Below are 13,092 nucleotides of genomic sequence, written 5' to 3'. Positions count from 1 at the left end.
TGAATGGGAGTCTTGATCACCATTAACCAGATTCTCATGGCAGGAGTGGCGATTACAGCCTTTTCGCTGCTGCTGTATTCGTTAACCTTCAACTTGCGGGAACGAGTTGCCCGCTCGTTTGCGATGATCCTTTTTTGTTTGGTGGTCATATACTCGGCTGAATCGCTCGCCAGTGTTGCTCCCCGCCGGGAGGAATTGGAATTATGGTTGCGGTTGCAGTGGGTTGGGATCGTATTTTTGCCCTCGGCCTACCTGCATTTTTCGGATGCGCTGCTGGCGACCACTGGAAAACCCAGCCGGGGTAAACGCCGCTGGGCTATCCGCCTTTCATATGTTTTGGCTGTTTTGTTTCTGGCAATGCTGCCGCTGGGTTTGCTGGTGGGCGAACTGGCGGCAGATTCACAACCTGCGCCATATCTCAAACCGGTATTGGGTACCGATTTATTCATGCTGGTGTATTTTGTTTCAATTGGCATGGCATGGTACAACTTTGTGCGGGCATTCAGACGCTCGGCAACCGGTACCAGCAAAAGGCGGATTGGCTACCTGCTGGTTGGTTCGATTGCCCCCGTGCTGGGGTCATTTCCGTTTTTGCTGTTTTCATCCAATTTTGCCGCCCAACACCGGCTGACCTTTTGGGTGTTTTCGGTGCTGACAAACTTCCTGGTGGGCGGGTTGGTGGTGATGATGGCATATTCGGTGGCGTTTTTCGGGGTTGCCCTGCCAGACCGTACCATCAAGAGCCGGCTCTTTAAGTGGATTTTGCGCGGGCCGGTGACCGCCTCAATTACGCTGGCCTTGACGACCATTCTCCGCCGCGCAGGTGAATTATACGGCCTTCCATATAACGCGCTGGTCCCCATTGTCATGGTGGCAACCATTTTGACCGGACAATATCTGGTTACTTTGACCTTTCCCATGCTGGAGCGCTGGCTGTTTTACGGAAAGGATAAAGATGAAATCGAAGTCCTGCGCAACCTGGAGCAACGGTTAATTACCCGCAACGATTTGCGCCAGTTTTTGGAGATGATTCTTGCGGCAGTGTGTGACCGACTGCAGGTGAGAGGCGCTTATGTGGCTGCCCTTAAATCCGAAGGGCTTGAGATTGTCGTACGGGTTGGGAAGACCTTTTTTGATGAGGATCAGAACCCTGTTGACCTGGAAAGTGTGATCCGTGCCAATCATCTTTCGCTGGAAATGTTCAACTGGGGTGATGATATTCTCATTCCGCTGGTGGATCAAGACGAGGAGGGCGCTCCTGACTTGATTGGGTTACTTGGAATCACGGGCGCAGCCGGAATGCGTCTGGATGAGGATCAAATTCAAGTGATCAACAATTTTAGCGAACGGGTCTTGCTGGCCCTTAAGGATCGCCGTCTGCAGGAGGGGGTTTTCCGGTCAATCAGCGAACTGGCTACCAAAGCAGCTTATATCCAGCAATTACAAGCCGCTGGCCGATATGATCAATCGGGACTGTTAAGTGATGAAATTCCCTTGGCTGCCGCTGATTTTTCCCAGTGGGTAAAGGACGCTCTTTCGCATTACTGGGGCGGCCCCAAGTTGACCGAGAGCCCGTTGACGAAGTTGAAAATTGTGCAGGCCATGCTGAGCCGCTATGACGGCAATACTTCCAATGCGCTGCGGGCAATTTTGAGAGAAGCGATTGAACGAGTCCGTCCGGAGGGAGAACGGCGCTTCACCGGTGAATGGGTATTGTATAATATCCTGGAAATGAAATTTTTGGAGGGGAAGAAGGTGAGAGAAATTGCCATGCGTCTGGCGATGTCGGAAGCCGACCTGTACCGTAAACAGCGGGTGGCAATTGAGGCGGTTGCCAAGGCAATTCTGGAAATGGAAACCCAAAATGGGCACACGAACGAATTGCCAAAATCGGAGTGATTGATATACAATAAATAAACCTTATTTGTACTTATTGCAGGGAGGTTAACAGGATGGTTGCCAAAAAAACAGGTACGGATCTGGGGGAACAGCAAGCAGATCCAATTGATGAGGGGTGGTGGGCGGCAGTTCTTGCGGATGAGGAGTTATATGCGCCTCCCCGCAAAGGAGCAAATTCAAGCGGAGCAAATGAGGGAACAGTTATTCCCACCGATTGGGGGTATGTTCAGCGAATTTTTGAAGAGGACGAAATTGTTCCCCTCAAGGTGCATGGTTTCAATCGCGGGGGGGTCCTGGTGCAGGGCAAAGGCATTCAGGGATTCGTGCCGGTTTCCCATCTTGTGGAAATGCCGACCGATGCAAGTGAGGAAGAACGCCGGAGTATTTTAGCCGGATATGTCAACCGCGTCATCCGCCTGAAGGTCATTGAATGTGAACCGCGCTGCGAACGAGTTGTCCTTTCGGAACGGGCTGCGCTGGCAGGTGAAGGTCAGCGGCGAGCCTTATTTTCCACCCTCAAAGAAGGGGCGGTGGTCAATGGACGCATTACCAACATCACCAACTTTGGGGTGTTTGTGGATCTGGGCGGTGTGGAAGGATTGATTCACGTTTCGGAGATTTCGTGGGGACGGGTGCAGGATCCGGCTGATCTGTTGAGCGTCAATCAAGAAGTTCAGGTGCTTGTGCTGCAAGTGAATGAGGACACTTCACGAATTGCACTCAGCCTCAAGCGGCTGCAGCCAAATCCGTGGGAAACCATGGCGGTGCGTTACAAACCCGGCGATGTGGTGCGTGGTTGGATCACTTCTCTGACTCGATTCGGGGCTTTTGCGCGGCTGGAGGAAGGCGTGGAAGGTCTTATACACGTTTCCTCGATCCGGCTGCCCCCGCAGTGTAAAAGCATTCATCATTATTTGAGTGTCGGGCAGGAAGTGAACGTTCGCATTCTGCATCTGGATACGGAGCGCCGCCGACTGGGACTGGGATTAGTACAAACCGAATGAGCCCTTCCAAAAAGAAGGCCGGCAAGTCCGTCCAAAAAAGATTTTCAGAAAATCAATTGAAGGCTTCATCCCTTTTGGAGGGGGTGGGGCGGGCGATGGTGCGTCTTGAACGGTATGGACGGGATATGGCAGGTATTTTACTGCTGGTGCTGGGTTTGTTAACCCTGTTGGTACTGCTGGGGTTGACCAGCGGCTCTTTTATTTCTCCTTTCGGATACTGGTTGAAGCGCTGGCTGGGGGTTGCCAGTTATCCTTTGGCAGTTTTAACCACCCTTGCGGGTGTTTCTCTGCTGCGCAGTAACCCGGCGCAAAATCGCCGCTTCCCCTTAGGGCGTATTCTTGCCTGGGAAGGGTTGATTTTTACCACCATGGCATTTCTGGCGTTGCTGGGGGGGGCTTCGGTGGAGCGGGCAGAGGCGGGTCTGGATGGTGGTGTAATTGGCTGGGGGTTGGCGTACCTGCTCGGCCAGTTCTTGCCTTTGCCCTGGAGCAGCCTTTTGCTGGTTTTGCTGGGGATCTGGTTTTTATCCAGTGCGACCGGTTTTCATCACTGGGCTGGTCAGCGTGTTCAGGCGTGGATTGACTCTTTGCCGGTGGAAATGCCAGCCGTAACTCACTCGCAACCAACCGGCATGGATGAAAATCACCCCAAAATTCAGCGGGAGGAAGGCATTCCCGTCCCGGTGGTTGCCTATCAGCGCGAGGAAAATCTGCCGCCGCTTTCATTACTGGCAAAGGAAGAGAGCAACGGTCTCGATGAAGAGCGGATTCTGGCGATTGCCCGTCAGATCGAAAAAACTTTGGCAGAATTTGGGGTTCCTTCACGGGTGGTTGGATACCGCAAAGGGCCAACCGTCACTCAATTTGCGGTGGAACCCGGCTATGTCGAAAAACCGGCCGCGGATGGAAAAATGATTCGCCAGAAAGTGCGCGTAGCCCAAATTTCGGCGTTGACACGCGACCTGGCGCTGGCGTTGGCTGCTGAGCGATTGCGCATCGAAGCGCCCGTGCCGGGCCATTCTTATGTTGGGGTGGAAGTGCCGAACAGCAGCACCACACTGGTCAGGCTACGCCCAATTCTCGAATCGCCGGAATTCTTGAAGTTGCAATCGCCACTGGCGATTGCACTGGGCAGGGATGTGTCCGGTCAGCCGGTGGTGGCGGACCTGGCGCGCATGCCGCACCTGTTGGTGGCAGGGACCACCGGTTCGGGTAAATCGGTCTGTCTGGCTTCGATCATCACCTGTCTGGTGATGAATAATTCACCAGCAACATTACGGCTGGTGGTGCTGGATCCAAAGATGGTCGAACTGGCCCGTTTTTCCGGTCTGCCGCACATTTTGGGCAAGGTGGAAACCGATATTGAACGCATGCTGGCGGTGCTGCGCTGGACCCTGGTTGAAATGGAACAGCGCTATCGCTTGTTTGAAGCCAACGCAGCGCGCGATTTGAACGCTTACAACCGCAAAGCCGAACGGCGCGGCATGATACCCCTGCCTCGCATCGTGGTGCTGATTGACGAACTGGCCGACCTGATGATGTCGGCGCCGGATCAGACCGAGCACAGTCTGGTCAGGCTGGCCCAGATGGCGCGGGCAACCGGCATTCACCTTGTCATCGCGACGCAGCGGCCGAGCACGGATGTGGTAACCGGCCTGATTAAGGCCAATTTTCCGGCGCGAATTGCCTTCAGTGTGGCATCTTCGATCGATTCACGGGTTATTCTGGATGTCAACGGAGCCGAGTCGCTGCTTGGCAGAGGGGATATGCTGTTCTTGAACCCGGAATCCGGTACACCACAGCGGGCGCAGGGGGTTCTGCTTCAAGATCAGGAAATCGAGCGGGTGATTGAATTCTGGCAGCAGAGATTGACCGATCAGACCGAACAAACAGCGCCGTGGGAAGATTTGATCAATCAGGATGACGAGGGGGACGATTTGATTGAGAAAGCCATTGAACTGGTGCGCCGTACCCAACGCGCCAGCGCCAGTCTGCTGCAGCGCCGCCTGCGAATCGGTTTTCCGCGGGCTGCGCGCTTGTTGGATGAATTGGAAGAAAGAGGGATTGTCGGCCCGGCGCAGGGAGGCGGAAAAGACCGCGAAGTGTTGATAGATCCGCTGGATGATGACTCCTCTGAGGATGATGATTAATCTTTAAACGGGGGGATTGCTTGACAGTTTGCATCAGGTAAGATAGGATACAAACCAGAAAATCTGCGGTGAACTTCCGCAACTGCATCTCTTTTATCATGGTGAAGCGTGGTTCGGACAGAAAAACAACCCCCAAAAGGGACATTTACCGACTTCTTACGCGCCCGTTTCAAGGGAGTGCTTGACCCAATTGGGGCTTTCTTCATTCGATTGGGGTTGACGCCAAATAGCGTTACTCTGTTAGGACTGCTGGGAATTTTTGCTGCGTCAGTATTGCTGGCCCGCGGGCATTTTTTTTGGGGCGGGCTGGTGGTGCTGATCATGGCGCCGCTGGATGCGCTGGACGGCACCATGGCGCGCCTGCAGGGAAACCCCACCCGCTTTGGAGGCGTGCTTGATTCCGTGGTTGACCGCTTTGCGGAAATTATCTTGATTGGCGGATTGATGATTTATTACCTGCAACAAGGCGAGGGTCTGCCTGTGCTGCTTGGTTATGCTGCGGCCAGCGGTTCTTTGATGGTTTCATACGTCAAGGCGCGTGCCGAAGCGGCCCACTTTTCAGTAAAAGGTGGCTTGTTGACTCGTGTGGAGCGATTTCTGGTTCTCATCCCGTTGCTCCTGCTCAGTCAGCCGTTGATTGCATTGTGGATTCTGGCAATTTTAGGGAATTTCACGGCTTTACAGCGTATCTGGCTGGTGTATCAGCAAAGCCGCCAGGGAGAAGACTTGCCAAAGGCATAAATTTACAATGAGGTGTGAGGATGCCGAATAGTTTCAGTATAGGCCCAATTACCATTCACTTATATGGCGTGATTATCATGTTTGGGGCGATCATGGCTGCCTGGCTGTCTGCCCGTCAGGTAAAACAGCGCAACCTGAGCCCTGATCTGGTGTGGGATATGCTGCCCTGGTTATTAATTGCGGGTGTCATTGGTGCGCGTGTCTGGCACATCTTAACTCCCCCGGCTTCTATGGTCGAACGAGGAATTACAACCTGGTATTACCTGACCCATCCACTGGATGCCATTGCCATCTGGAACGGCGGGCTTGGCATTCCCGGCGCTGTGATGGGCGGGGCGCTGGCGTTGTACCTTTACTGCCGTAAAAAGGGGCTGATCTTTGCCGAATGGACGGACATCATTGCCCCCGGATTGGCACTGGCGCAGGCAATTGGGCGATGGGGCAATTTTGTGAATCAGGAATTATACGGGGCACCAACCAATCTGCCATGGGCAATTTTCATTGATCCGGTTCACCGCCTGCCTGAGTTCAAGGACATCGCCTACTATCATCCGCTGTTCTTATATGAATCCATTTACAACCTTCTCAACATGGCCTTTCTGCTTTGGGCAGGGCGAAAATTCAGCAACCGGTTGAAGAAAGGCGACATCTTTTTAATGTATTTGATCATTTACCCGGTTGGGCGTTTTTTCCTGGAATTTCTACGATTAGACCCTTCGCCTTTGGCGGGTCTGAATGTCAACCAAACACTAATGGCGGTGATTGCGATCAGTTCAGCGGTTGGGTTGTTGTGGCGGCACCGCAAGGGAAGCAATCCATCGCAAACGATTAGCGGCTGAAATTTTATCGGATGGATAGAACGAATTTGAGGGGATGAAAAATGATTTACGCAGAAAATTTGACCAAGCACTTTGCCGATTTCGTTGCCGTGCAAGGCATTAATCTGGATGTGCCGGCCGGGCAGGTGCTGGCCTTGCTCGGACCGAACGGCGCCGGTAAAACGACTACCGTACGCATGTTGACCTCCGTGCTGCGCCCGACCAGCGGGAGCGCAAAGATTGCCGGTTACGATGTGGTTCAAGAAGCGGAAAAAGTGCGTGCTTCAGTAGGGGTTTTGACCGAGCATCATGGTCTGTATGCTCGAATGAATGCCGATGAATATCTGACTTTTTACGGACGCCTGTACCGGATGCCAGACCCGGTCATTGAGCAGCGTAAGAGTGAATTATTGGAACAGTTTGGTCTTTCAGATGCGCGCAAAAAGAAACTTGGCGAATACTCCAAAGGCATGCGGCAAAAGCTAGCGCTGGTGCGCGCCTTGCTGCATAACCCGCCAGTGCTGTTGCTGGACGAGCCGACTTCTGCCATGGATCCGGAGAGCGCAAGAATTGTGCGGGATGCCATCCTTGCCCTGCGTTCTGACCAGCGGGCGGTCATCCTTTGTACCCACAACCTTGCAGAAGCGGAGCAGCTTGCCGATCAAATTGCCATCATTCGCCGTGGACGGATTATTTTGAATGATGTGCCCGAACGGCTCAAACGAGTCTTGCTGGGACCGGAGGAATATGAGGTAGTTATGCGGAACGGCGCGGTAATCACTGCCGAAATTCTGCCGCATGGAGTTACCCTCAGCCGACAGGAAAATGGCCGCTTTGTATTTCAAATTGACCAGCCGCAGGCAACCATCCCGGTGTTGTTGAAGAGCCTGTTGGATCACAACCTGCCGGTGCTGTCCTGCGCACCTGTGCCGCGCAGTCTGGAAGAAGCTTATTTACGGGCAGTCAGCCTGAACGAGGAAAACCGCAATGAGAGCAATTGATCTTCGTCCAGCCCTGATCATCGCGCAGCGGGAGGTACGCGACCAGTTCCGCGATTGGCGAATTATCTTCCCGATTGTGTTTTTAACGCTGTTTTTCCCTTTTCTGATGAATTTCACCGCCCGACAACTGCTCAATTTTGTCAATCAATACGGTGCAGGGCTGGTTGGCGAGCGGTTGATTCCGTTTTTGTTGCTGATTACGGGCTTTTTCCCCATCAGTGTTTCACTGGTCATTGCGCTGGAAAGTTTTGTGGGTGAAAAAGAGCGTGGCAGTATTGAACCGCTGTTAACCTCACCGCTTGCTGACTGGCAGCTTTACCTCGGTAAATTGCTTTCCTCCACTGTGCCGCCGCTGGTGGGCAGCTTTTTGGGGATGGCGGTCTATGTTGGCGGATTGCTCATCAATCGTATTCCCTTACCGGATGCAGAAACCATGCTGCAAATCATCGTCCTGACCATTATGCAGGCGGTGGTGATGGTCAGCGGTGCGGTGGTTGTATCCACCCAGGCTACCTCAGTACGGGCTGCCAATCTACTGGCAAGTTTCATCATTATTCCGATGGCCCTGTTGATTCAGGCTGAGGCGGTGGTGATGTTTTGGGGGCGAGAAACGCTCTCCCTCTGGTGGATTGTGTTTGGTCTGTTGGTGCTGGCAATCCTGCTGATTCGCGTGGGACTGGCGCATTTTCAGCGCGAAGAATTATTGGGCAGAGAAATTGACGTGCTCAATTTCCGCTGGATATGGCGCATCTTCTGGGGCAGCTTCCGCGGCGGCGCTCGCAATCTGCTGGATTGGTATCGGAATGTGCTGGGTAAGACTTTGCTTGAGCTGCGCGGCAGTTTTTTGGCAGCCGTGGTGCTCGCCGTAATTGTGATTATTCTCGGCGCTCAGCAGGCTGACCGCTTTGTCTTCATCTTGCCGGAAGGTCAATTTCAAGAACGTGTACAGGAGTTGGGTCTTGAGGTTCCAGGTGGCGCAATGGGGAACTTTACAAACATCTTTTTTCAGAACATGCGTGCGCTGATGATTGGATTACTGTTGGGATTGTTTTCTTTCGGTGTGTTGGGTACCCTGCCCCTGGTTGCAACGCTTGGTTTGCTGGGTTACCTCACCCGAATTATGGAAATCAACCAATTGCCGGCTGCTCAACTGATTCTTGCGGGGGTTGTGCCGCACGGCATTATTGAAGTGCCGGCAATTCTGCTGTCAACGGCGGCAGTTTTGCGAATCGGTTTTTTACTGGCAACACCGATGAAGGACAGGACGATCGGTGAGGTCTTCTTAATGGCGTTAGCCGGTTGGTTGCAAGTGATGGTCGGAGTGGTAACGCCTTTAATGCTCCTGGCAGCACTGATTGAATCGTGGATCACGCCGCTGATTCTGGTTCGCTTTTTCGGCTGATTCGGTACCAAAAAATTGTTTATGGAAAGGGAACGGCATGGATCAAATCATCTTTCTGGGCACCGCAAACGCCATTCCCGCCATCGGTCGGGAAAATACGCATTTATTAATCCGCCACGGTGAGGAAGCGATTCTGGTGGATTGCGCCGCCAACCCAATTGTTCACCTGCAGCGCGCTGGGGTCAACTTTGACCAAATCAATCATTTGATTTTGACTCATTTTCACCCGGACCATGTTTCCGGCGCTCCGCTGTTTTTGATGGATTTGTGGCTTTTGGGGCGGAAGAAGCCCTTGTTTATTTACGGGCTGGAACATACCCTCAGCCGGCTGCAAGCCATGATGGAATTATATGACTGGCGCTCCTGGCCGGGCTTCTTCCCAATCGAATATTGCATAATTCCAGTCGTGGAGGGGACAGCACTGCTGAAGTTAAGGGGTCTGGAAATTGTTGCATCGCCGGTCCGGCATCTGTTACCGACGATAGGCATTCGGGTTTCATTTGAGGATATTCAAAAAACGGCGGCCTATTCCAGCGATACCGAACCATGCGAAGAGGTTGAGCGTCTGGCGAAAGGTGCTGATATCCTGATCCACGAATCGGCGGGGAGCACCATCGGTCATTCTTCGGCGCAGCAGGCCGGAGAAGTGGCAAGCAAAGCCGGTGTGAAAAGTCTTTATCTGATTCACTATCCGGCTCATGTAACCAAACAAGCACTGATTCAAGAGGCACAGGCTGCTTTTGACGGTCCGGTGTTTGTTTGCGAAGATTTTATGGGGATTGATCTGACAACGGGCGCGTGAATTACCAGCCAAGCAGGAAAGGTTCCCACTCGATATATTCGGTCAGATGACGCCCGAATATATACAAAGCGGAAGCAGGCGGTTCGGAGGGAGTGCGCATCAGCTGCATACCGGCCTCAGTCAGTGTGCGCCCGCCTTTGCGATGGTTGCACTGCGGGCAGGCAGTCACCACATTAGTCCAGATGTGTTGACCCCCTAAGTGGCGCGGAATGACGTGATCAATGGTCAGATCGCCGCTGCGTTTACCGCAGTACTGGCAGGTGTAGTTGTCGCGCCGGAAGACCTCTCGCCGGGTCAATTTGACCCTGGGGCGGGGACGATGCACCATGTGTTGCAGGCGGATGATCGAGGGACGCGGGAATGAAGATCCAGCGGTGTGAATTTCGCCTCGTCCGTTCATCACCATGGATGCTTTATGTGTCAAAATCAAACCAACCGCACGGCGTAAGTCGCAGACATTGATTGGCTCGAAATTGGCGTTGAGTACCAGCACATTATCCGCCATTGCGACCTCACCTGCAAAATTATAGCACCACCTTTCTACAATCGCTATGAGAAATGGGTTAAGAAGTGTTAATATTGTACAAAGATACGCTTTCGGAGGTGAACGGTGAAAATCTTAATTGCGGGCGGTTCGGGTCTGATTGGCTCTGCTTTGACCCGTCATTATATGGAAAAGGGACAGGAAGTTTACATCCTGAGCCGGCGTGGTTCAACCGCGGGCTTGCCGGCAGGCGCCAAAGGTGTGGAATGGGATGCCCAATCGGCCGGGGGGTGGGGCGACCTGATGAATGAAATGGATGTGGTCATCAACCTGACCGGAGAAAACCTGGGGGCGGGGCGGTGGACAGAGGAGCGCAAGCAGCGGTTTTACACCAGCCGCATCCAATCCGGCAAAGCGTTAATTGAAGCCATGCGCCAGGCTGCCCGAAAACCGGCGGTGCTGGTGCAGTCTTCGGCGGTTGGTTATTATGGAGATGGCGGTGATCAGGTGCTGGAGGAATCCAGTCCGCCGGGCAAGGATTTTCTAGCCCGTTTGTGTGTGGATTGGGAGGAATCGACCCGCGAGGCTGAGTTCATGGGCGTGCGGCGTATTGTTTTACGCACCGGTGTTGTGCTGGCAGAGGGGGCGGAGGTGTTGAACCGTTTGATTTTGCCGTTCCGTTTGTTTGTTGGTGGACCTTTGGGCAGCGGCAGGCAGTGGCTGCCGTGGATTCACATGGCGGATGTGGTGGGAGCAGTGGATTATCTGGTGGAAAATTCGAACTTCGATGGCATCTTCAATTTGAGCGCACCCCAGCCGGTTCAGAACGCTACTTTTGGGAAAACGCTGGCTCGCATTTTACATCGCCCATACTGGATTCCAGTGCCGGCCTTTGCCTTGAAACTGGTTTTGGGAGAGATGAGTAAACTGGTATTGGAAGGCCAACGTGCCATCCCAAAGCGGCTGCTGGAAGCCGGGTATGTCTTCCGCTTTGTGGAACACGAAGCGGCATTGCGCGACCTGTTAATCAAGGGCTGATTGGTTGGAGTGCGCTCTGCAGGATCGTTTCACCGATGATCTGAGCCAGTTGAGGATTGTTTTCTTCGAGCAGAACCGCAATGGCCAGCGGTGTTCCACCCCACTGAGGCAGCGTTCCGCCAATAAACCAGGTATATGCGCTTGAATCGTAGTGTTGAGCCGAAAGCGACTGCCAGATGGGGATATCTTCAGATGCCAGTTTGCTCACCGCTGCGGTGATGGCGGCACTGTTGCCGAAAACAGAAACAGGTGAGCCGGCCGGCAAAATGACCGCCCCCTGATGGGGTGTCAGTACCGAAACAGCCAGCCGCGGGCTGGGGCGCGTTCCAGCATTGGTCAATGCGGCGGCCGCCTGTGCCATTTGCAAAGGGGTTACTTTAACCTCGCTTTTCCCAATTGCTGCGTTCCGGCTGCTGGTCAGTTGACCGGTTTGGGCGGGGGGGGCCACATCCAGCCGAATATCCGGCGCGGTGAAAAAACCCAGGTCATTGAACAGTTGTTTCATCTGAGCGATGGTTATGGAGCGGCTCATCTCTACCAAAGCAGCCGGGCAGCCGGCTTCAATGGCCGTTTCAAGACTGAGCGGGACGCGCGGTGGACGGGCGCAGGTGAGGGTCTGATTTTCATAGTTGTAGGAAAGATTGAGTGGTAAAACAGGCAGGCTGCCCTTCTCGCTCAGGTAGGCATAGAAAAAAGGTCCCAGCACGGTAGCGGTGGGGTATTGACCCTGGGTAACCCGATTGACAAACGGAGCAGCGGGATCGTTCAGCCATTCGGTGTAGCGTTCATTGAGCTGGTTTGGATCGTAATAGGGATGAGAGGCAATTGCCAGTATCTCCCCGCTGCGGGCATTAAGCAGGACAATGGCGCCGCGATGATTTTCCATCAGGCCGTCGGCAATCCGCTGCAAACCAAGATCGAGGCTGAGGCGCACATCCAAACCTTCCGGCGGCTGAGAATAAAGCAGCTCTGCCAGCCAGATTTGCGAAGCGGGGTTGCCCTGTAAACCGCTTAGATATCCATCCAGCGTGGCTTCCAACCCGGCTTTCCCAAAACGCGGGTTGATGTAACCGACCGTGTTGCCGAGCGGGGGATAGAGCAGTTCGCGGTTCAGACTGCCGCGTTCTCCGCTGGTGGTGGCAATCACTTCGTTGCGCCGGTCCAGCAAATCACCCCGTGGGACAAACCGCAAATTGACCATCCAACGAATATTGTCAGGGCGTGAAAGTAAGGCATCGGCGCGGACAATGCTCCACCAGCCGGCCAGAATTGCCAGCGCGCTAAAACCGATCAGAAAAAGCGCCGATACCCACGTGTAGGCCCGCGGCTGTTGAACGGGCAGGGGTGGATCATTGTGGGGGGTACTGATCCACAGCAGCATCCCAACGGCAATGAAACAGGTAACCAGTGAAGAGCCGCCATAGGACATAAACGGTAGTGTGACCCCGGTCAGTGGCAGCAGACGCAGGTTGCCGCCCATGATCAAAATGGCTTGAATGGCAAAATACACACCAATCCCGGCAGCCAGAAAACGCTGGAAGGTGGTACGGGCGGCCAGCGAGATAGAAAAACAGCGGTAAGTCAACAGCGCAAACAGGGAGATGATTGCCAGCATACCCGCCAGCCCGCTTTCTTCGGCAATTGCGGCGGCAATGAAGTCGGAATGGGCAACCGGGACGAGGGCAGGGCTGCCAAGTCCTATCCCGCTGCCCAGTAATCGCCCGGCGGCAACTGAAATCAGGGACTGGACGAT

11 protein-coding genes are annotated in these 13,092 nt (G+C 53.8%); 9 read left to right on the top strand and 2 right to left on the bottom strand.

Features of this window, described 5'->3' with window-relative positions:
* Window positions 1–3: 3 nt before the first annotated feature.
* The 8 genes from ACWIZX_RS14075 (at window position 4) to ACWIZX_RS14040 (ending at window position 9,817) form a co-directional block, all read left to right on the top strand.
* Complete coding sequence (locus ACWIZX_RS14075; protein WP_448336223.1) at window positions 4–1,899, top strand: histidine kinase N-terminal 7TM domain-containing protein; 1,896 nt, start codon at window positions 4–6, stop codon at window positions 1,897–1,899.
* 53 nt (window positions 1,900–1,952) lie between these two features.
* Window positions 1,953–2,903, top strand: coding sequence for a 30S ribosomal protein S1 (locus tag ACWIZX_RS14070; RefSeq protein WP_322794417.1), 951 nt, complete (start codon window positions 1,953–1,955; stop codon window positions 2,901–2,903).
* On the top strand, window positions 2,900–5,053 hold the full coding sequence (locus ACWIZX_RS14065; RefSeq protein ID WP_448336222.1) for a DNA translocase FtsK: 2,154 nt from the start codon (window positions 2,900–2,902) through the stop codon (window positions 5,051–5,053). The genes ACWIZX_RS14070 and ACWIZX_RS14065 overlap by 4 nt, the downstream gene beginning before the upstream one ends.
* A 108-nt stretch (window positions 5,054–5,161) precedes the next feature.
* Window positions 5,162–5,794 (top strand): CDP-alcohol phosphatidyltransferase family protein, encoded by a 633-nt coding sequence (locus ACWIZX_RS14060; protein WP_322794419.1) that lies wholly within the window; start codon window positions 5,162–5,164, stop codon window positions 5,792–5,794.
* 20 nt (window positions 5,795–5,814) lie between these two features.
* Entirely contained in the window at window positions 5,815–6,633 is an 819-nt protein-coding gene (gene lgt / locus ACWIZX_RS14055; protein WP_448336221.1) for a prolipoprotein diacylglyceryl transferase, read from the top strand.
* A gap of 41 nt (window positions 6,634–6,674) precedes the next feature.
* Window positions 6,675–7,613 (top strand): ABC transporter ATP-binding protein, encoded by a 939-nt coding sequence (locus ACWIZX_RS14050; RefSeq protein WP_322794421.1) that lies wholly within the window; start codon window positions 6,675–6,677, stop codon window positions 7,611–7,613.
* Window positions 7,600–9,015 carry a stage II sporulation protein M gene (locus tag ACWIZX_RS14045; RefSeq protein ID WP_322794422.1) on the top strand — a complete coding sequence of 472 codons (1,416 nt, stop codon included), beginning with the start codon at window positions 7,600–7,602 and terminating at the stop codon, window positions 9,013–9,015. Before ACWIZX_RS14050 ends, ACWIZX_RS14045 begins: the two co-directional genes overlap by 14 nt.
* 37 nt (window positions 9,016–9,052) lie before the next feature.
* Window positions 9,053–9,817 (top strand): MBL fold metallo-hydrolase, encoded by a 765-nt coding sequence (locus ACWIZX_RS14040; protein ID WP_322794423.1) that lies wholly within the window; start codon window positions 9,053–9,055, stop codon window positions 9,815–9,817.
* A 1-nt stretch (window position 9,818) separates the two neighbouring features.
* Here ACWIZX_RS14040 and ACWIZX_RS14035 read toward each other — a convergent pair whose 3' ends face one another.
* A complete protein-coding gene (locus tag ACWIZX_RS14035; RefSeq protein ID WP_322794424.1) occupies window positions 9,819–10,322 on the bottom strand; it encodes an HNH endonuclease in 504 nt (167 codons plus the stop codon).
* A 105-nt stretch (window positions 10,323–10,427) separates the two neighbouring features.
* Here ACWIZX_RS14035 and ACWIZX_RS14030 point away from each other — a divergent pair, with 105 nt between their 5' ends.
* Entirely contained in the window at window positions 10,428–11,339 is a 912-nt protein-coding gene (locus tag ACWIZX_RS14030; protein WP_322794425.1) for a TIGR01777 family oxidoreductase, read from the top strand.
* Here ACWIZX_RS14030 and ACWIZX_RS14025 read toward each other — a convergent pair.
* The coding region (locus ACWIZX_RS14025) for an FtsW/RodA/SpoVE family cell cycle protein (RefSeq protein WP_448336220.1) at window positions 11,329–13,092 on the bottom strand (1,764 nt) is incomplete at its 5' end. The genes ACWIZX_RS14030 and ACWIZX_RS14025 overlap by 11 nt on opposite strands.

Source organism: Bellilinea sp., from assembly GCF_053501535.1.
Note: the sequence above shows the minus strand (reverse complement) of the source record. Positions and strands in the feature narration are given on the sequence as shown.

What these genes read in the sequence shown, in the direction of transcription:
- ACWIZX_RS14075 (WP_448336223.1), top strand. Translation starts at nt 4, where the DNA reads ATGGGAGTCTTGATCACCATTAACCAGATTCTCATGGCAGGAGTGGCG.
- ACWIZX_RS14070 (WP_322794417.1), top strand. Translation starts at nt 1,953, where the DNA reads ATGGTTGCCAAAAAAACAGGTACGGATCTGGGGGAACAGCAAGCAGAT.
- ACWIZX_RS14065 (WP_448336222.1), top strand. Translation starts at nt 2,900, where the DNA reads ATGAGCCCTTCCAAAAAGAAGGCCGGCAAGTCCGTCCAAAAAAGATTT.
- lgt (WP_448336221.1), top strand. Translation starts at nt 5,815, where the DNA reads ATGCCGAATAGTTTCAGTATAGGCCCAATTACCATTCACTTATATGGC.
- ACWIZX_RS14050 (WP_322794421.1), top strand. Translation starts at nt 6,675, where the DNA reads ATGATTTACGCAGAAAATTTGACCAAGCACTTTGCCGATTTCGTTGCC.
- ACWIZX_RS14045 (WP_322794422.1), top strand. Translation starts at nt 7,600, where the DNA reads ATGAGAGCAATTGATCTTCGTCCAGCCCTGATCATCGCGCAGCGGGAG.
- ACWIZX_RS14040 (WP_322794423.1), top strand. Translation starts at nt 9,053, where the DNA reads ATGGATCAAATCATCTTTCTGGGCACCGCAAACGCCATTCCCGCCATC.
- ACWIZX_RS14035 (WP_322794424.1), bottom strand. Translation starts at nt 10,322, where the DNA reads ATGGCGGATAATGTGCTGGTACTCAACGCCAATTTCGAGCCAATCAAT.